General features: G+C 68.1%; 14 protein-coding genes. 7 read left to right on the forward strand and 7 right to left on the reverse strand.

From position 1 onward, the window contains the following. Positions 1–21 precede the first annotated feature (21 nt). Positions 22–849 carry an alpha/beta fold hydrolase gene (locus AC3ANU_RS10230; RefSeq protein ID WP_018768363.1) on the reverse strand — a complete coding sequence of 276 codons (828 nt, stop codon included), beginning with the start codon at positions 847–849 and terminating at the stop codon, positions 22–24. A gap of 81 nt (positions 850–930) precedes the next feature. Then, positions 931–2,322, reverse strand: coding sequence for an amino acid permease (locus AC3ANU_RS10235; protein ID WP_488315966.1), 1,392 nt, complete (start codon positions 2,320–2,322; stop codon positions 931–933). A 301-nt stretch (positions 2,323–2,623) separates the two neighbouring features. Between AC3ANU_RS10235 and AC3ANU_RS10240 the strand changes: the two genes are divergently transcribed. From AC3ANU_RS10240 to AC3ANU_RS10260, 5 genes are read left to right on the forward strand one after another with little or no spacing between them, the layout of a single operon-like run. Beyond that, positions 2,624–3,334 carry an NUDIX hydrolase gene (locus tag AC3ANU_RS10240; protein ID WP_488315929.1) on the forward strand — a complete coding sequence of 237 codons (711 nt, stop codon included), beginning with the start codon at positions 2,624–2,626 and terminating at the stop codon, positions 3,332–3,334. Further along, positions 3,331–4,632 carry a quinolinate synthase NadA gene (gene nadA, locus AC3ANU_RS10245; RefSeq protein WP_056387944.1) on the forward strand — a complete coding sequence of 434 codons (1,302 nt, stop codon included), beginning with the start codon at positions 3,331–3,333 and terminating at the stop codon, positions 4,630–4,632. The genes AC3ANU_RS10240 and nadA overlap by 4 nt, the downstream gene beginning before the upstream one ends. Further along, positions 4,632–6,434 carry an L-aspartate oxidase gene (locus tag AC3ANU_RS10250; RefSeq protein WP_056387942.1) on the forward strand — a complete coding sequence of 601 codons (1,803 nt, stop codon included), beginning with the start codon at positions 4,632–4,634 and terminating at the stop codon, positions 6,432–6,434. The genes nadA and AC3ANU_RS10250 overlap by 1 nt, the downstream gene beginning before the upstream one ends. Beyond that, positions 6,427–7,344, forward strand: coding sequence for a carboxylating nicotinate-nucleotide diphosphorylase (gene nadC, locus AC3ANU_RS10255; protein ID WP_056387941.1), 918 nt, complete (start codon positions 6,427–6,429; stop codon positions 7,342–7,344). The genes AC3ANU_RS10250 and nadC overlap by 8 nt, the downstream gene beginning before the upstream one ends. Positions 7,345–7,351: 7 nt before the next feature. After that, positions 7,352–8,518 carry a cysteine desulfurase family protein gene (locus AC3ANU_RS10260; RefSeq protein WP_018768356.1) on the forward strand — a complete coding sequence of 389 codons (1,167 nt, stop codon included), beginning with the start codon at positions 7,352–7,354 and terminating at the stop codon, positions 8,516–8,518. 14 nt (positions 8,519–8,532) lie between these two features. Here AC3ANU_RS10260 and AC3ANU_RS10265 read toward each other — a convergent pair whose 3' ends face one another. Further along, a complete protein-coding gene (locus tag AC3ANU_RS10265; protein ID WP_144599852.1) occupies positions 8,533–9,021 on the reverse strand; it encodes a GtrA family protein in 489 nt (162 codons plus the stop codon). An 86-nt stretch (positions 9,022–9,107) separates the two neighbouring features. Then, positions 9,108–9,770, reverse strand: coding sequence for a DUF1684 domain-containing protein (locus AC3ANU_RS10270; protein ID WP_018768354.1), 663 nt, complete (start codon positions 9,768–9,770; stop codon positions 9,108–9,110). 180 nt (positions 9,771–9,950) lie between these two features. On the opposite strand from AC3ANU_RS10270, the gene AC3ANU_RS10275 reads away from it, so the two are divergent. Next, positions 9,951–10,778, forward strand: coding sequence for a hypothetical protein (locus tag AC3ANU_RS10275; RefSeq protein WP_488315930.1), 828 nt, complete (start codon positions 9,951–9,953; stop codon positions 10,776–10,778). A 67-nt stretch (positions 10,779–10,845) separates the two neighbouring features. Then, entirely contained in the window at positions 10,846–11,652 is an 807-nt protein-coding gene (locus AC3ANU_RS10280) for a transglutaminase-like domain-containing protein (protein WP_488315931.1), read from the forward strand. Positions 11,653–11,726: 74 nt separating this feature from the next. On the opposite strand, the gene AC3ANU_RS10285 is transcribed toward AC3ANU_RS10280, so the two are convergent. The 3 genes from AC3ANU_RS10285 to AC3ANU_RS10295 form a co-directional block, all read right to left on the reverse strand. Beyond that, positions 11,727–12,194 carry a MarR family winged helix-turn-helix transcriptional regulator gene (locus AC3ANU_RS10285; protein ID WP_018768351.1) on the reverse strand — a complete coding sequence of 156 codons (468 nt, stop codon included), beginning with the start codon at positions 12,192–12,194 and terminating at the stop codon, positions 11,727–11,729. Beyond that, entirely contained in the window at positions 12,194–13,303 is a 1,110-nt protein-coding gene (locus AC3ANU_RS10290; protein ID WP_018768350.1) for an LLM class flavin-dependent oxidoreductase, read from the reverse strand. Before AC3ANU_RS10290 ends, AC3ANU_RS10285 begins: the two co-directional genes overlap by 1 nt. Positions 13,304–13,416: 113 nt before the next feature. Beyond that, positions 13,417–16,647, reverse strand: a complete 3,231-nt coding sequence (locus AC3ANU_RS10295) for an efflux RND transporter permease subunit (protein ID WP_488315932.1) — start codon at positions 16,645–16,647, stop codon at positions 13,417–13,419. Positions 16,648–16,680: the final 33 nt, after the last annotated feature.

Raw genomic sequence — 16,680 nt, forward strand, 5'->3', positions numbered from 1 at the left:
CCAGCAAGACCCGGGCCCTGCCTAGACGGACAGGAACGAGATCGCGGCCTGCTTGAAGGCCCTGCTGGTGATGGCGTTGGTGTGGTTCCGGCCCGGGAGGACCAGCTGTTCGACCATGGAACCGGCGCCGCGGGCCAGCTCGGCGAGCCTGGGCAGGATCGCAGCGCGTTCGTCCTTGTCGCCCGCCACCAGCAGCATGGGAACATGGGGGACTGCCTCGGCGGGGTCGTAGGGCTCGGCCTTGATGGCCTCCACCAGGGACAGCAGCGCGAAGATGTTGTTGTTCGGCAGCAGCAAGGCCATCTTCAGGAGCTGGGCGGTTGATTCGTCCTGGATCGGTGTCCCGTCCGCAAGGTAGTCCTGGGCGGCGATGAGATCGAATGCAGCAAGGGGGTCGGAGTCGTTGGGGCCGCCGAGCACCAGCCGGTGCACCAGCTCGGGCTGGGTTGCGGCGAACTCCCAGGCGAGCCTGGATCCCAGGGAGTAGCCTACGACGTCCAGCCCGCTGGAAGGGTCGCCGTCCTGCAGGGGGTGGACGCCGGCGTCGAACGCCGCCTGGAGCAGGTCCGCCCTGATCCTGCTGGGGGAGTAGGAGTCACGGTCCTCCGGCGCGCCGCTGCGGCCGTGGCCGGGAAGGTCCACGGTGATGACCCGGCGGCCGGCCTCGAGCAGCGCCGACACCCAGCCGGTGTCCTCCCAATTGAGCTTGGAGGAGGAGGAGAAGCCGTGCAGCAGCAGGACCGGCCGCAGGCCGGCATCGTTTGCGGGCTCATGGACCGCCACATACAGCTGGGGGTCGGTGCCTTCAACGGTGTGCGCGTGCTGCTGTCCGGTGTGCCTGCCGCTCATGGTGTCAGTTCCCCAATCAGGTACGGCGCCTGGGCGGGCCCGGCGCGTCGGTGCGTCTTCCTTGGAAAGGTACGCACCACTCTACCTGTTGGCAGGCTGGTCCCTGCCGGTGAGGCGGGCCCCGGCAGCACACGCCAGCGCGATGCCGGCAACCAGGGCGAAGGTGCTGAAAAGCTGCACCCGGCTGCTCTCCGCGCTGAGGCCGACGGCAAAAATCACCCCAAGGAGGACCAGGCCCAGGATGGTCAGGCCGGGAAAGCCCTTCATCCGCAGCGGAAGCGGGATTCCGTCCCGGTCTGCCCGGCGGCGCAGGATCAACTGGGAGACCAGGGCGCTGCCCCAGACCACCAGGCACGTCGATCCCACCAGCTGGAACAGGGCGGGCAGGATCCGGTCCGGGAACAGCAGCTCCAGGACGGTGGCGATGAAGCCGAAGGCCACCGATACCGCCACTGCGGCCAGGGGCACGGCGGCGCCGTTGAGGCGGGTCAGGACGCGCGGCGCTTCACCGCGCTGCGCCAGGGAGTACACCATGCGGGACGCGCCATAGAGGTTGGCGTTCAGTGCCGAGAGAAGTGCGACGACGGCCACCAGGGTGATTGCGGTGGACGCACCGGGGATCCGGGCCGCATCCAGCACCCCGGCGAAGGGCGAGGCCAGGCTGCTGGACGTGGCGGGGAGGACCGCGGCGATGACGAAGACGGAGCCGATGTAGAACACCAGGATGCGCCACACCACGGTCCGGATGGCCTTGCCCACGCTGCGTTCCGGGTCCTCGGTTTCGGCCGCGGCCACCGAGACGATTTCCGTTCCGCCGAATGCGAAGATCACCACGAACAGGGCCGCCGCAACGCCGCCCAGGCCCTGGGGAGCAAAGTTGCCGGTAAGGTTTCCGGCTCCCGGGGAGTCGACGCCGGGCAGCAGCCCCAGGAGCAAAGCGGCCCCCACTGCAAGGAACAGCACGATGACGGCCACCTTGAGGATGGCGAACCAGAACTCGAACTCACCGAAGTTCCGGACACCGGCCAGGTTGATGCCGGTAAACACCACCATGAACAGCAGCGCCAGCGCCCAGACCGGGATCATGGGCCAGACGGAGAACAGCAGCCCGGCGGCGCCCAGTGCCTCGGCTGCGATCACCACCACCAGCTGCAGCCACCACAGCCATCCGATGGTGGCCCCGGCCGTGCGGCCCATGGCCCGCCCGGCGTAAACGGAAAAGGCGCCGCTGTTCGGGTTGGCGGCCGCCATTTCGCCCAAGGCCCACATCACCAGGATGATCAGCGTGCCGGCCACCAGGTAGGAGATGAGGACTGCCGGTCCGGCGGCCTGGACCCCGGCACCCGATCCCAGGAACAAGCCTGCGCCGATGGCACTGCCCAGCCCCATCATGGTGAGCTGGCGCGGCTTCATGCTGTGGCTTGCCGGCGTCTTGGGCGGGGCTGCGGCGGACATGGTCCGGCCAGGCTTCATCGTCATTGGGATGGTGCACCTTCTGGAGCTGGTTCGACAGTCCGGTCCGGATGGTCCGGGGGTCCTTGTGGGACCTTTTGAATTTACCGGCTTCGAGGAGCCGCCCAAAAACGGTAGGAAGAACCGCCAGGGGAGAAGGGCGGGCGCGCCCTTGACCCTGGACCGTTCCGGCGTCCCCAGGCGGCAGCAGAAACATTTCCCATTCCTGCGCTGCTGGTCGTAGAATTAGTTTTGGTCAAGTTGACCATAACTCTGAAGAACCGCCGCATCCGGCGATGGGCACGACGAGAGGCGGTGGAACGTGTACTACAGCTCGGCAAACGTGTCTGAGCGGCAGGCCGCGCCGCCGTCGCTGGCCATTTCCACGGTGATCTTCGCCCTGCGGCCCAGTGAAACGTCGGGCCGTCCCACGCTGTGGCTGCCCCTGGTGCGGCGCATCCGTGAGCCCTTCAAGGGGCTGTGGGCACTGCCGGGCGGCCCCCTCAGCCATGAGGAGTCGCTCCAGGACGCCGCGGCCAGTAACCTGCGGGAAACCACAGGCCTGGCGCCCCGCTACCTTGAGCAGCTGTACGCCTTCGGCGGCCTGCACCGCTCACCCACGCAGCGCGTGGTCTCCATCGTGTACTGGGCCCTGGTCCAGCCCACGGAGGCTGCGCTCGCCGACGAATCCGAGAACGTGCGGTGGTTCCGCGCGGACCGCCTGGGCGGGCTGGCCTTCGACCACAACGCGATCGTTGACTACGCCCTCGGGCGACTGCGCAACAAGCTGGCCTACGGCTCAGTGGCGTACCACCTGCTGGGCGAGTACTTCACCCTGGCCCAGGTCCGCGAAGTCTACGAAGCTGTCCTGGACCGCGAACTGGATCCCGCCAACTTCCGCCGGCAACTCAAATCCACCCCGGAAATCGAAGAAACCGGGGAATACCTCCAAGGCGGGAAACACCGTCCGCCACGCCTCTACCGCTACACCGGCCGGCCAGGCCTTGACCCAGACAACAGGAGCACACCATGAGCAGCGTCAACACGGCAATCCAGCTGATCACGCGCGAACAGGCCGAAAAAGGCGCAGCCGAACGCAGCACCTGCAGCCCGGCACTGGCGAGCGGACCCTGGGACTACGACCTGGCCGAGGCACTGGCGGGTGTCCCCGCCTACGGCCCGGGTGCATCCAGCGCCGACCCCGCCCCCGCCACCACCCCGCGCCAGGGCCAGCTCCCCGAGGAATACAAGCGGGCCAGCGACGCCGAACTCGGCGAACGGATCAAAGCCGCCAAAGCCGAACTGGGGGAACGCGCCGTCATCCTGGGCCACTTCTACCAGCGCGACGAGGTGATCCAGTACGCCGACTTCGTGGGTGACTCCTTCCAGCTCGCCAACGCGGCACTCACCAGGCCGGAGGCCGAGGCGATCGTCTTCTGCGGGGTCCATTTCATGGCCGAAACCGCGGACATTCTCTCCACCCCGGAGCAGGCGGTCATCCTGCCCAACCTCGCCGCCGGCTGCTCCATGGCCGACATGGCGGACGCGGACTCCGTGGAGGAATGCTGGGAGCAGCTGGCGGAGATCTTCGGCACCGAGCCCGACGCCGACGGCCGGGTTCCGGTCATCCCCGTCACCTACATGAATTCCTCCGCAGCCCTGAAGGCTTTCTGCGGCGAGCACGGCGGCATCGTCTGCACCTCCTCCAACGCCAGGACCGTCCTGGAGTGGGCGTTCCAGCGCGGACAGCGGGTGCTGTTCTTCCCCGACCAGCACCTCGGCCGCAACACCGCCAAGGCCCTGGGCGTACCGCTTGGGCAGATGCCCATGTGGAACCCGCGCAAGGACCTCGGCGGCAACGACGAACAGGCGCTGCTCGACTCCCGGGTGATCCTCTGGCACGGGTTCTGCTCCGTGCACAAGCGCTTCAACGTAGCCCAGATCGAGAAGGCCCGCGCCGATTTCCCCGGCGTGCAGGTGATCGTGCACCCCGAATGCCCCATGGAAGTGGTGGACGCCGCCGATTCCGCCGGCTCCACCGACTTCATCAAGAAAGCCATCGCCGCAGCCACCGAGCCCACCACGTTCGCCATCGGCACCGAAATCAACATGGTGAACCGGCTCGCCGCCGAATACCCGCAGCACACCATCTTCTGCCTGGACCCGGTGATCTGCCCCTGCTCCACGATGTACCGCATCCACCCCGGTTACCTTGCCTGGGTGCTGGAGGAACTGGTGGCCGGCCGCATCGTCAACCGCATCACGGTGGCTGACGATGTACAGGCCAACGCCAGGACGGCGCTCGAGCGCATGCTCGCTGCGAGGCCCTGATGCGCCGCGGGCCCGACGCACCCGCCCGCCGGCTCGCCGTCGTCGGAAGCGGCATCGCGGGACTTTACGCCGCCCTGCTTGCCGCAGATGCCGGCGCCGACGTGGTGCTGGTGACCAAAGGCGCACTGGAGCACAGCAACACCTGGTACGCGCAGGGCGGCATCTCCGCCGTGCTCGCCGAACCTGCGCCGGGGGACACCGTTGCCGCGCACATCGCGGACACGCTCCGGGCAGGGGCGGGGCACTGCAACGAGGACGCCGTCCGGCTGATGTGCACGCAGGCACGGCAGGACATCGCCGGCCTCCAGCGCTACGGGGTGGCGTTTGACGCGGGGCCAGCTGGAGCGGGCCACGGTGACGCAAGGCACGACGGCGGCCCGGCCCTTGGGCTCGAGGCAGCACACAGTGCCCCGCGCATCCTGCACGCAGGAGGGGACGCCACGGGCGCGCGCGTCGCCGGTGCACTGATCCAGGCGGTCCTGTCCCTGCGGGACGCGGGTAAGTTGACGCTCCTCACGGAAGCCCACGTCACAGCCCTCACCACCCGCGACGGGAATGTGAGCGGGGTCGAATACCACCAGGACGGCCGCAACCTCAGCCTGGACGTGGACGCCGTCCTGCTCGCCACCGGAGGAGCCGGCCAGTTGTTCGCCCAAACCACCAACCCCGCCGTGGCCACCGCCGACGGCCTGGCGCTCGCCGTCCGCGCCGGCGCAGCCACGGCAGACCTCGAATTCTTCCAGTTCCACCCCACCTGCCTGGTCAGCTCCGCCACAGCCCACCCCGGACGCCTGGACGGACCCCTGCTGATCTCCGAAGCCGTCCGCGGCGAAGGCGCCGTCCTGCTCGACTCCAACGGCCGGCGCTTCATGAAGGCCTACCACCCAGACGCCGAACTGGCACCCCGCGATGTCGTCTCACGCAGCATCGCCCTCCACCTCGCCAAACTCGGTGACCCCAACGGCCACGTCTACCTCGACGCCCGCGCCATCGAACAGGCCAGGGGCAACGGGTTCCTCCAACAGCGGTTCCCCACCCTCACCCGCAAGACCCTGGACGCCGGTATCGACTGGACCCGCGAACTGGTCCCCGTCGCACCTGCCGCCCACTACTGGATGGGCGGCGTAACCACCGACCTCCACGCCCGCACCACCGTCCCCGGGCTCTACGCAGCCGGTGAAGTTGCGTGCACCGGCGTCCAAGGGGCAAACCGGCTGGCCAGCAACTCCCTCCTCGAAGGACTCGTCTTTGGCCGCCGCGCTGTCGAAGACTTCCTCTGTGGTGACGCGCTTCCTTGGGTGTCGCCTGACGGCGCTCCTCCGCTCGCTGTCTCGGCCGCTGCCGGCCTCCCCTTGACGCTCGCTTCCGGAGCACCCTCAGTCGACGTTTGTCGGGTCCCCTTGGGTGCTGCCGCAGAAGGCGCGGCGGACCGGCCAGATGGTCCGCTCGGGAGCCTGCCGTCCAACTTCGGCGGGGGCGGGGAGGCCGGGGAGGCGTTTTCGCGGGGCGCCCTTCGCCGCCTCATGACCTCGCATGCCGGGGTTTTGCGGTCCGGGGAATTGTTGGCTGAGGCTGCTTCCACTCTTGACCGGTGGGCCGCCGTCGTCCGTCCCCATGCTGACTCGCCCTCTGCCGGCCCTGCCGTGCTTGAGGACCGGAACCTGCTGCTGGCCGCCCAGCTGCTCGTCGACGGCGCCCTTGGCCGCCGCGAATCCCTCGGGGCGCACTACCGCAGTGATGATCCCGCAGACCCTGAAACCACTTACCCTCCGCGCCCGAAAGCGAGCCTGCTCCATGACTGAACCCGCCGTGATCGACCAGGCAGCCACCCTGCGCCCCGCACTGGACCTCACCCTTCCCGCGGCACCGGTCAGGGAGATCCTGGAACGGGCCTTCGCCGAGGATGCACCCTCCGGCGACATCACCTCGCAACTGCTCATTCCCGCCTCGGCCCGCGCCACGGCCGTCCTCAATGCCCGGGTGGCCGGGGTCCTCAGCGGCGCAACAGTGTTCCGCGACGCGATGCAGCTGGTGGATCCCGCCACCCAGGTGGAGCTGCTCGTGGCGGACGGGGAAGCGTTCGACGCCGGCACGCACCTTGCGAGGGTCACCGGCAGCGCCCGTTCGGTGCTGATGGCAGAACGCGTGGCGCTCAACCTGGTCCAGCGGATGTCCGCCATCGCCACCAAGACCGCCGCGTTCGTCCGGCTCGCCGAGGGGACCCGGGCGCGCATCACCGACACGCGCAAGACCACACCGGGCCTGCGCGTCCTGGAACGGTTCGCCGTACGGTGCGGCGGCGGCGCAAACCACCGGTACAGCCTGTCCGACGCGGTGCTGGCCAAGGACAACCACTTGGCCGTGATGACCGGGGGAGACCCGGCAAAGCTCACCGGGCTCCTGCTGGCCGCCAAAGCCCAGCTGGGGCACACCACCCACTTTGAAGTGGAAGTGGACAGCATGGAGCAGATCGAGCCCGTGCTGGCCGCCGGCGTGGACACCATCATGCTGGACAACTTCACGGTTGAGGAGCTGAAGGCCGGCGTGGCCCTCGTGGCCGGTCGCGCCCGCGTGGAAGCAAGCGGCAACGTCAACCCCGGCACCGTCGCGGCGATTGCCGCCACAGGGGTGGACGTCATCTCCGTGGGGGCACTGACGCACACCGTGGCCGCACTGGACCTGGGCCTCGACGTCGAACTGACCGCCCGGTGAGCACGCCATGATCTTCCTCGACGCCGCCGCCACCACCCCCGTCCGCCGCGAAGTACTGGACGCCATGTGGCCTTACCTCACCGGCTCCTTCGGGAACCCCTCCAGCCACCACACCCTTGGTGAGGCGGCAGCTGCGGCGCTCGCGGGGGCGCGGGCAGCGGTGGCCGGCGTCCTTGGCTGCCGGCAGGGCGAGGTCGTGTTCACTTCCGGGGGAACGGAAGCGGACAACCTGGCCGTCAAGGGCATTGCCCTGGCCCGGCAGGCGGCAAACCCGCATTGGAACCGGGTGGTGATCAGCGCCGTCGAACATCCGGCCGTGGAGGAATCCGCGCGCTACCTGGAGCGTTTCCACGGCTTCGTGGTGGACGTGGTGCCGGTCGACGCAACCGGCCAGGTCACCCCTGATGCGCTGGCCGGGGTGCTGTGCCCGGAGACCGCGCTGGTCAGCATCATGTACGCCAACAATGAGGTGGGCACCGTCCAGCCCATCGCCGCGCTCGCAGAACTCGCCCACCACCACGGAATCCCCTTCCATACGGATGCCGTCCAGGCCGCCGGATGGCTGCCGCTGGACACCAAGGCCCTGGGCGTGGACGCCATGAGCATCTCCGGGCACAAGCTGGGGGCGCCCAAAGGCTGCGGCCTGCTCTTCGTCCGGAGCCGTACGCGGCTGGAACCGGTCATTCACGGTGGCGGCCAGGAAAGGGGCCGCCGCTCGGGGACGGAAAACGTGGCCGGGGCGGTGGGGCTGGCCACGGCCCTCACGCTGGCCCACGGCCGGCAGGCCGGCCAGCAGCCAAGGGTGGCCGCCCTGCGGGACCGTTTCATCGCTGCCGTGCTGGCCGCGGTGCCGGACGCTGTCCTGACCGGCCACCCCTCCGAACGGCTGCCCTCCGTAGCATCATTCTGCTTCCCCGGAACCAGCGGCGAGTCTGTGCTGCTGGAGCTGGAACGGAGCGGCGTGGTCTGCTCCAGCGGTTCAGCCTGCGCTGCCGGCTCGGATGCGCCGTCGCCCGTGCTTACCGCGCTGGGAATTTCCGCCGAAGTGGCGCAGACAGCGGTCCGGTTCAGTTTCGACGCATCGGTAACCCGGGAGGAACTGGACGTGGCTGCGGACGCGGTGCGGGCCGCCGTCGCCAGTGTCAAGAACCTGGGCGCGGGCAAAGGCCGCTGACCGTGGCTGCCTGGTCAGCGGTGGCGCGCGCGGCGGAAAATCCAGTGCCGCAGCATGCTGAAGCGCACCGCCGTGGCCAGGAAGCCGGACAACGTGGTGGCCAGCAGTTCGTCCGCCACGGTGGCCTCCGGATTGAACCAGTGCAGCACACCCAGGCTGCTGCCGGTGATCACCAGGGCCACGGCGATCACCACCAGGCCGTTGAGGTGGTCACGGGTGCGGCGCTGCTGGCCTGCGATCTTGAACGTCAGCCGGCGGTTCAAGGCAGTGTTCAAGAGCGACGTGAGGACCAGCGCCACCGCGTTGGCCAGCTGGGCGCCAAGCCATGGCCGCAGCAGCGCGTAGAGGCACAGTGATGCAGCGGTGCAGATGACGCCGACACCGGAGAAGCGGAGCAACTGCCGGATGACCGGATAGCGCAGGACTCCCCGGTAATGCCTGGTGGCAGGCAGGCGCCGGGTGCTGGTCTCCGGTACTGCTGGTGCGGACAGTCCCTCCCTCATCCGGCGGCACCGGCAGGACGGTCAGCGCCGCGGGCAGGGGGCAAGCAGGAGATGCGCACAGGGCGCGCAGGACGAACCGCCATCCGTCAGTACAGCTCGCCCACGGGAATTTCCACTGCCAGCCGGTTGGAGGGCCCGGGCAGCGGGCAGGCCCAGGCCTCGTTGTAGGCGCAGGAGGGGTTGTAGGCGAAATTGAAATCCAGGACGAACATGGCGCCCGGGCCGGTGCCGGCTACGCCGTGGAAGGCGCCCTTGATGGTGTCGATCAGGTAGCGACCCGCCCCGTAGGTGCCGCCGGGCTGGCCTGCCGTGGCATCGCGGAACGGAACGAAGATCCCGCCGCCGTACCCGTGGAGCTTCCACACCGCGAGCTGGCCCATTTCGGGCAAATCGAAGGTGCCCAGCCGGACAAAGTGCACCACGCCGTCGGTCCCGGTGTCGACGCTCATCTCGCGGCCGGCACCCTCTTTGGTCAAGGGCACGTGGAACCGGTAGATGGGATCGTAGTCGGCGGTCTTCAGCCCGGAGAAGCGCGCCTTGCCCGCGGCGGTCAGCGCAGAAGCCGGGTGGGTGGCGAACATCATGTCACGCTGGTGGCGCCAGTACGAGTGTGCCTCGGACGGGCTTTCAACCGAGAGCCGGCGGACGGTGTCGTAGAGCGCAAAGGTCCTCAGCCGCCAGTCGGCGATATCCAGGGCGGAGATGTCCGCCGGGTTGTCTTCGGCTGCGCCGTGCTGCTCTTCCGCCATAACCCCCAGCCTAGTCCCCGGGCAGCGTGGCAGCCGTCCGACGGCGACACGCCGGGTATGTGCCCGGGGGAACGGATGGCCGGCGCCCGGCAGAGCGGGCCACGGAACACCGTTCGCAAGCGCAGGAAACACCGCCGTGCCGGCCCGGAGAGGAGCCGTGCCGCCATTAGGCTGGCTTCCATGACAGGCAAGGAAGTATTGAGCGCTCTTCCCCGGATGTCACTGGTGGCCGCCGTGGTCCTGCTGACGGGTTGCTCAGGATCACCGGCCGGCCCGGGATGGACGGCACAGCCGGCAACCTCCGGGGCAGCAATCTCCGGATCTGCAGCGCCCGGGCCAACATCCGGAACGGCGTCGGCGTCACCGGACGCCGGCGGCACCGTCCCGGCCCCTGGCTCCGCAACTGCCGGCGAGCCGCAGGGGGCGGCCACCGCCGCCTCCTGGAAGACATACTCGGATCCTGCCAGGACGGTGAGCTTCGACCTGCCGGCGGACTGGATCGCGCAGTCGGTGGCGCCCGAGGAAGGCGTGCTTCCCGGTGGGCTGAAGATTGAGGTGAAGAAGCCCGACGGAACCTTCGTCGCCGCGCTCCGGACCGGACTGCCGCCGTCGAACGTCGACTGTCCCGACAACGCACGGCACCCGTACACCGTGATCAGCAGCGTGCCTTTTGAGCTCTCCGTCCCGGGCGGGGAGGGAACCATCCCGCCGCGGATGGTCTACCGGGTGATCCAGGGGTACCGCTACTTCGGTTCCTACGGCATCACCAACCTGGTGGGCGGAACAGACGGGCAGGCGTGCGGGCTGCGCAACGTGGTTCGTGGTCCGGCCGGCAAGGGGGACTACTCGTTCGGCGACCTGGTGACCCTCAAAGCCTTTGCGCCGGATGAGAAAGTGGCACCGGCGAAGGCCTTCGACACCCTTGGCGAGGCCGCCCAGTACGTCAACGAAAGCGCTGACTTCGCCAACGTGCAGCGGATGCTAATGTCGCTGAAGGTCAAAAACTAGTCCCGCTGCCGGCACTCACAAGTGCGGGGTGTGCGACTTACCTTCCCCCCAACACCCCCGGAGAGACATGGAACGCTCTGTTTCCGCACGCCTGGCCTTCAGGACCATCGCCAACACCAAGGTGGCCATGGCCATCGCCGTAGCACGGAACAGCGGCTACTCATCCTTCACGGAGTCCCTCTCCGTCACTGCCGGCGGGGCCGAGGTTCCACTCACGGAAGTTTCCGACCACCACGGCGGCCGGTTCCACTACATGGAGTTTGCCCAACCCACCGACGTCAGCGTGGACTATTCCGCCACGGTGGCAGGCCGCGCCGTTCCGGAAGACGCCACCCTGGCCGAGCGGATCCGCTACGTCCGTCCCAGCCGGTATGCCGAGTCGGACCGGCTGCTGCCCACGGCCTATGCCGAGTTCGAAGGGGTCCAGGGAGCGGACCTGGTGCGCGCCGTCCGCGACTGGGTCAACGGTGAACTGCGGTACATCAGCGGCTCCTCGCGCGGCACGGACGGTGCCGTGGAGACCCTCCTCAGCAGGCGCGGCGTGTGCCGGGACTTTGCGCACCTGGCCATCGCGCTGCTCCGCTCCAAGGACATCCCGGCCCGGCTGGCGGCCGTCTACGCACCGGGCCTGAGCCCGATGGATTTCCACGCCGTGGCGGAAGCCTACGTAGAAGGGGCCTGGCACGTCATCGACCCCACGGGGCTCGCGCCGCGGGAGTCGATGCTGCGCATTACCGCCGGCCGCGACTCATCAGACACGGCGTTCCTTTCCACGGTGGGTGGAAGCCTGGTGTTGAACCAGCTGCGCGTCACGGCCGTGGTTGACGGGGACCTGCCCGGCGAGGATCCCTCCCGGCTGGTGGCGCTCGGCTGACTGTCCACCCTGGCTGTCCACCCGGCACGGGCCGTCCTGTTCGGCCGGCCCGTGCGGCAGCGGGAAGCCGCCTGCTACCGCGGAAGGGGACCCAGCGAACTTCGCAGCTTGTCCGTGAGCCGCTTCAGTTCCTTCTGCTCCGCGGCCGTCAGGGCGGGACCCACCAGCGCGGAAATGTCCCGGACGTGCTCGCGGCCGATTTCCTTCTGCAGCTCCCGCCCCTCGTCGGTCAGCTTCAGCAGGATGCCGCGGCCGTCCTCGGGGGCCGGCATTCTGGCCACAAGCCCCCGCTTTTCGAGCCGCTCCACCAGCCTGCTCAGGCTGGACTGGCTCAACAGCACGTTGTCGTTGAGCTCGTTGAGCCGCAGCCAGCCGGACGGGCACCGGGAGAGCGTGAACAGGACGTCGTATTCGTTGACCGCCAGCTTCCGGAAAGCCCGCCCGGACTGCAGCTTGCGCATCACCGCTACCTGGGCGCGGAACAGGGACTCCCAGGTTTCGGCTGCCAGCCGCACCGGAGATTCCGTTCCTCCCGCAGCCATCACGCCTCCGCGGTGGCTTTGTCGGCGTCCTGCGATGCCAGCAGGGCGGCGACACGGCCGGCGTGGGTGGGCGGCTCGGGAACGTGCGCTGGCTTGAGGGCCGCGTACTCCTTGCGGAGCACGGGCAGGACTTCCTCGCCGAACAGGTCCAGCTGCTCCAGGACGGTCTTAAGCGGCAGGCCGGCATGGTCGATCAGGAACAGCTGGCGCTGGTAGTCGCCGAAGTGCTCGCGGAAGGTCAGGGTCTTCTCGATGACTTCCTGCGGGCTGCCCACGGTCAGCGGGGTCTGGGAGGTGAAGTCCTCCAGGGACGGTCCGTGGCCGTACACGGGGGCGTTGTCGAAGTATGGGCGGAATTCGTTTACCGCCTCCTGGGAGTTCTTCCGCATGAAGAACTGGCCGCCGAGCCCGACGATCGCCTGGTCCGCCTTGCCGTGTCCGTAGTGCTCGTACCGCTCGCGGTAGAGGCCGATCAGCTGCTGGTAGTGCTCCTTGGGCCAGAAGATGTTGTTGGCGAAGAAGCCGTCGCCGAAGTACGCGGCCACCTCCGCGATCTGCGGGGTACGGATGGAGCCGTGCCACACGAAGGGGGCCACGCCGTCGAGCGGCCGGGGCGTGGAGGTGAAGTTCTGCAGCGGGGTGCGGAACTTGCCGGACCAGTTGACGGTGTCCTCGTCCCACAGCTTGCGCAGGAGGCTGTAGTTCTCGATGGCCAGCTCCACGCCGTCCTGGATGTTCTTGCCGAACCACGGGTACACCGGGGCGGTGTTGCCGCGGCCCAGGACCAGGTCCACGCGCCCGTCGGACAGGTGCTGGAGCATGGCGAAGTCCTCGGCGATCTTCACCGGGTCATTGGTGGTGATCAGCGTGGTGGCCGTGGAGAGGATGATCCGTTCCGTCTGGGCTGCAATGTACGCGAGGGTGGTGGTGGGTGAGGAGGAGAAGAAGGGCCGGTTGTGGTGCTCGCCCAGGGCGTAGACATCCATGCCGATTTCCTCGACCTTTTTGGCGATGGCCACCGAGGCCTTGATGCGTTCGTGCTCGGTGGGGGTGCGGCCCGTGGTGGGGTCCGTGGTGATGTCGCTGACGCTGAAAACACCGATCTGCATGGCGTGCCTTTCCGTTCCTGGACTTGCTGGGCTTGGCTCCAGTGTAAACCAATTTAGATGCATTTACATCTATCGCCGGATACAACGCAGCCACGCCGGAAATATTCCGCCGTTTAGTCTGCGCCGGGAGCGGCGCGCCGGCCGCTGACCTTGGGGACCTGGCCGGTGGTCCAGTCCCTGAATTCGGCGTCGAGGTCGGCACCCGGTCCCATTTCGGGGCGGGCCTGCAGGTCGCGCAGGAGTGCCTTTTTCTCGCGCCGTCCCTCCACCAGCCGGTACAGCACCGGGACCAGGATCAGGGTCAGTGCGGTGGAGGACACCAGCCCGCCGATCACCACCACGGCCAGCGGCTGCGAGATGAACCCGCCGCCGCCCGTGATGCCCAGGGCCATCGGCGTCAGGGCGAAGACCGTGGCAAGGGCCGTCATCAGGATGGGGCGGAGGCGCTGGCGTGCGCCGTTGGTGATGGCGTCCGCCACGTTCATGCCGGGCCTGCCGTCGCGCGGCTGCCGGTACTGGTTGATCAGGTCGATCAGCACGATGGCGTTGGTAACCACGATGCCCACCAGCATCAGCATGCCGATGAGCGACGGCAGGCCCAGGGGCACTCCGGTGAGCAGCAGCAGGGCCACAGCGCCGGTCGCAGCGAACGGAACCGAGACCAGCAGGATCAGCGGCTGGACGAGCGACTTGAAGGTGGCCACCATGATCACGTAGACAATGGCGATGGCTGCCAGCAGGGCCAGGCCCAGTTGCCGGAACGATTCTGCCTGCTGGGTGGTGGCGCCGCCGATCGCCGCGGTGACGCCGGCGGGCAGCTGGACGTCCGCCAGGCGCTTCTGGACTTCCGTGTTCACCGCGCCCAGGTTGGAGCCCGACGGCGTGATGGACACCTTGGCGGTCCGCTCGCCATTGCTGGCGGTGATGGAGACGGGGACGTCCACCTGCTCCACGGACGCGATGCTTCCCAGCGTTACAGGCCGGCCGCCTGCGGGCAGCGGGATGTTCCGGACGGCGTCGATGCTGGTGAACTTGGTGCCCTGGCCGATGCGGACGGGAAAATCGTTGGTATCGATCCGGACCGTGCCCGCAGGGATGGGGCTGATGGTCGATGCCAGGACCCCAGCCACCTGTTGCTCGTTCAGGCCGGCGGCGACGGCTTTGGCCCTGTCCACCTTGACCTGCACCACAGGGTTGCTGGCGGCCAGGTTGCTGGCAACTTCGCTGGTGCCGGGCACGCCCGTCATGGCCGCGACCATGGTGTCGCTGGCGGCCTGCAGGTCGGCGCTGCTGGCAGCCTTCAGCGTGATGTCCACGGTGGATGACGTGCCGAAGCCGCCCTGCTGGGTGCCCACCGATACCTTGCCCGAGTCGGGCACCTTCGCAAGCTCTGAGCGAACTGTCTCCTGGAGGCGCTCCTGGTTGGCCTTTTCGTCTGTCACCACTGTGAAGGTGGAGTTGGAGGATCCGGTGGAGGTGAGCGCGGCGAAGCCGGCCTGGGCGTTGCCGGAGGTCACCTGGACGTCCTTGATGCCGTCAATGCCCCGCAGCACCTCTTCGAGGCGGATGGCGGCGGCGCTGGTGTCGGCCAGGCTGGTCCCGGCCGGCAGCACCTGCCGTACGGTCAGGCTGTTCTGTCCCGAGTTTCCCAGGAGGTTCGTGGCAAGCAGTGGTGTCATGGCACCGGTGGCACCGAGCACCAGGACCGCGGCAACCAGGGTGATGACGGGGTGCTTCTGCGTGGACCGGAGGATGGGCAGGTAGCCGCGCTGCAGGCGGCTTCGCTGTTCGGCTTCGTGGGCCTTCGCTTTCGCCTCCTCGGCGATCCGCCGGGCCTCGGGGGAGCCGGCGGGCGCCCTGCCCGCCGCGCCCTTGGGGTTTTTTAGGAACCAGTAGGCGAGCACGGGGACGATGGTCAGCGACACCAGCAGCGACGCCAGCAGTGCCATGGTCACGGTCAAAGCGAATGGCCGGAAGAGTTCGCCGGCCAGTTCGCCGACGAAGGCGATGGGCAGGAACACCGCCACCGTGGTCAGGGTGGAGGCGGTGATGGCGCCGGCCACCTCCCTGATGGCGGTGAGGATCGCCGTCGACTTTTCCTCACCGTAGCTGAGGTGCCGCTTGATGTTTTCGATGACAACGATGGAGTCGTCCACCACGCGCCCGATCGCGATGGTGAGCGCGCCGAGCGTCAGGATGTTCAGCGAGTAGCCGGTGGCCGACAGGCCGATGAACGTGATCAGCAGGGACAGCGGAATGGACACCGCTGTGACCAGCGTGGAGCGGGCGGACATCAGGAAGAGCAGGATGATGGCGACGGCGAAGCCCAGTCCCAGCAGGCCTTCCGTGGTGAGGTCCTTGATGGACTTTTCGATGAAGGGTGCCTGGTCGAAGACCGGCGTGAACCTGGCGTTGGAGCCCAGTTCCGCCTCCAGGCCCTTCAGCGAGTCCCGCACCGCATGGGAGATGCCCACCGTGTCGCCCTCGGGTTTCTTGGTCACGGAGATGGCAAGGGTTTCGGCGCCGTTGGTGCGGGTGATGGAGGTGCGTTCGTCATCCTTGAGGGAAACATCGGCAACGGAGCCGATTGTTGCCCCATTCCTGGCACCTGCCAGCGGGAGTGCCTTGATGGCGTCCAGGGAGTCCACCGGGCTGCCAATCTGAAGCGACAGCGTCTTGCCCTGCTCCTGGAGCGTCCCGGCGGGGACCAGCGCGCCGTTATTGGACAGCGCGTCCCGGATGGAGGTGACACCTGTACCCGCCGCTGCCATGGCGTCGGCCCTGGGAAGGATCTCGATGTGCTGGGATGCGCCGCCGGTGACATCGGCGCTGCGGACGCCGTCGATCTTCTGCAGCCGGGGAACGCTCAGGCGCTGCAGGTCGGCATTCAGCTCGCTGAGCGTCTTGTCCGAGGAGACGGCGAGGAAGACGATGGGGAAGTCGCTGATGCTTCCGGCAATGGCCTGCGGCTGGACATCGCTGGGCAGGGACCGCTTGGCATTGGAGATGGCCCGGTCGATCTGGTTCCTGGCCCGGTCCAGGTTCGACCCGTACGTGAACACCATGGTGATCTGGGAGACGCCGGTGCGTGACGTGGAGGAGGTGGATTCCAGCCCCTCCACGCCGTTCAGCGCCTTCTCAAGCGGGCCGCTGACCTGCTTGTCCACCACTTCCGGCGACGCGCCCGGCATGGAGCTGAGCACCGTGATCTGCGGGAACTCAATGGAAGGGATGAGTTCCTGCTTCAGCGATGACATGGTGATCACGCCGAAGACCGAGGCGAACACGGTGATCAGTGCGATCAGGGCCCGGTTTGCCAGGGAAAGGTGCGCCAGCCGGAACATGGGTGGTCTCCTGGGGGTCTAAGTGACTGGTAC

The organism is Arthrobacter sp. SDR-2R (assembly GCF_057747955.1).

What these genes read in the sequence shown, in the direction of transcription:
- AC3ANU_RS10230 (WP_018768363.1), bottom strand. Translation starts at nt 849, where the DNA reads ATGAGCGGCAGGCACACCGGACAGCAGCACGCGCACACCGTTGAAGGC.
- AC3ANU_RS10235 (WP_488315966.1), bottom strand. Translation starts at nt 2,322, where the DNA reads ATGAAGCCTGGCCGGACCATGTCCGCCGCAGCCCCGCCCAAGACGCCG.
- nadA (WP_056387944.1), top strand. Translation starts at nt 3,331, where the DNA reads ATGAGCAGCGTCAACACGGCAATCCAGCTGATCACGCGCGAACAGGCC.
- AC3ANU_RS10250 (WP_056387942.1), top strand. Translation starts at nt 4,632, where the DNA reads ATGCGCCGCGGGCCCGACGCACCCGCCCGCCGGCTCGCCGTCGTCGGA.
- nadC (WP_056387941.1), top strand. Translation starts at nt 6,427, where the DNA reads ATGACTGAACCCGCCGTGATCGACCAGGCAGCCACCCTGCGCCCCGCA.
- AC3ANU_RS10260 (WP_018768356.1), top strand. Translation starts at nt 7,352, where the DNA reads ATGATCTTCCTCGACGCCGCCGCCACCACCCCCGTCCGCCGCGAAGTA.
- AC3ANU_RS10265 (WP_144599852.1), bottom strand. Translation starts at nt 9,021, where the DNA reads ATGAGGGAGGGACTGTCCGCACCAGCAGTACCGGAGACCAGCACCCGG.
- AC3ANU_RS10270 (WP_018768354.1), bottom strand. Translation starts at nt 9,770, where the DNA reads ATGGCGGAAGAGCAGCACGGCGCAGCCGAAGACAACCCGGCGGACATC.
- AC3ANU_RS10275 (WP_488315930.1), top strand. Translation starts at nt 9,951, where the DNA reads ATGACAGGCAAGGAAGTATTGAGCGCTCTTCCCCGGATGTCACTGGTG.
- AC3ANU_RS10280 (WP_488315931.1), top strand. Translation starts at nt 10,846, where the DNA reads ATGGAACGCTCTGTTTCCGCACGCCTGGCCTTCAGGACCATCGCCAAC.
- AC3ANU_RS10285 (WP_018768351.1), bottom strand. Translation starts at nt 12,194, where the DNA reads ATGGCTGCGGGAGGAACGGAATCTCCGGTGCGGCTGGCAGCCGAAACC.
- AC3ANU_RS10290 (WP_018768350.1), bottom strand. Translation starts at nt 13,303, where the DNA reads ATGCAGATCGGTGTTTTCAGCGTCAGCGACATCACCACGGACCCCACC.
- AC3ANU_RS10295 (WP_488315932.1), bottom strand. Translation starts at nt 16,647, where the DNA reads ATGTTCCGGCTGGCGCACCTTTCCCTGGCAAACCGGGCCCTGATCGCA.